Origin of the sequence: Hymenobacter gummosus, from assembly GCF_003970915.1 — a bacterium.
In the GTDB taxonomy this organism is placed as follows: domain Bacteria; phylum Bacteroidota; class Bacteroidia; order Cytophagales; family Hymenobacteraceae; genus Solirubrum; species Solirubrum gummosum.
This window is the reverse complement of the sequence record NZ_RXOF01000032.1, coordinates 1-621: the sequence shown is the minus strand read 5'-3', so window position 1 is coordinate 621 and position 621 is coordinate 1. Positions and strand designations below refer to the sequence as shown.

Annotated in this window: 2 tRNA genes and 1 rRNA gene; all 3 read left to right on the top strand. The window is 53.3% G+C overall.

The annotated features are described in order from the left end of the window. A 16S ribosomal RNA gene (locus EJV47_RS27740) occupies positions 1–120 on the top strand; the annotation flags it as partial. 131 nt (positions 121–251) lie between these two features. Then, positions 252–325: transfer RNA gene (locus EJV47_RS27735), tRNA-Ile, on the top strand. A 37-nt stretch (positions 326–362) separates the two neighbouring features. Next, positions 363–436: transfer RNA gene (locus EJV47_RS27730), tRNA-Ala, on the top strand. Positions 437–621: the final 185 nt, after the last annotated feature.

The window sequence follows — 621 nt, the reverse complement described above, 5'->3', positions numbered from 1 at the left end:
GAAGTCTGGTGGACCTGAAGCTGGTGCTCGTCACAGAAGCCAGTTAGGGTAAAACAGGTAACTGGGGCTAAGTCGTAACAAGGTAGCCGTACCGGAAGGTGCGGCTGGATCACCTCCTTTCTGGAGCCCTTTTGTTACGCTGACAAGGAGTTTTGTTCAACTTGCTTGAACCTAGTTGTTTTCGCACTCGCTCAAATGATATCGATTGAGTAACGAGGATTCATTGCCCGGCAACGGGTGACTGAAGACCCGGGCTTGTAGCTCAGGTGGTTAGAGCGCGACACTGATAATGTCGAGGTCCGTGGTTCGAGTCCACGCAGGCCCACTCGCTTCGGCGTCCGGCCGGCGTAGACAACAACGACGGGGGATTAGCTCAGCTGGCTAGAGCACCTGCCTTGCACGCAGGGGGTCAACGGTTCGAATCCGTTATTCTCCACTCTTTACTCTCGGAAGTCGTGTTCCCCACTTCTTCCCCTGCATCGGGCAACAGGCCCGGTACACGTTCTTTGACGTAACGGCTAGCAAACACAGAGAAAAAGCCTCATCATCTACGGATGGTGAAGCATCACAACGAGCAAACGATAGATCCATGATTACTCTGGATCGACCGTTACTTACGGA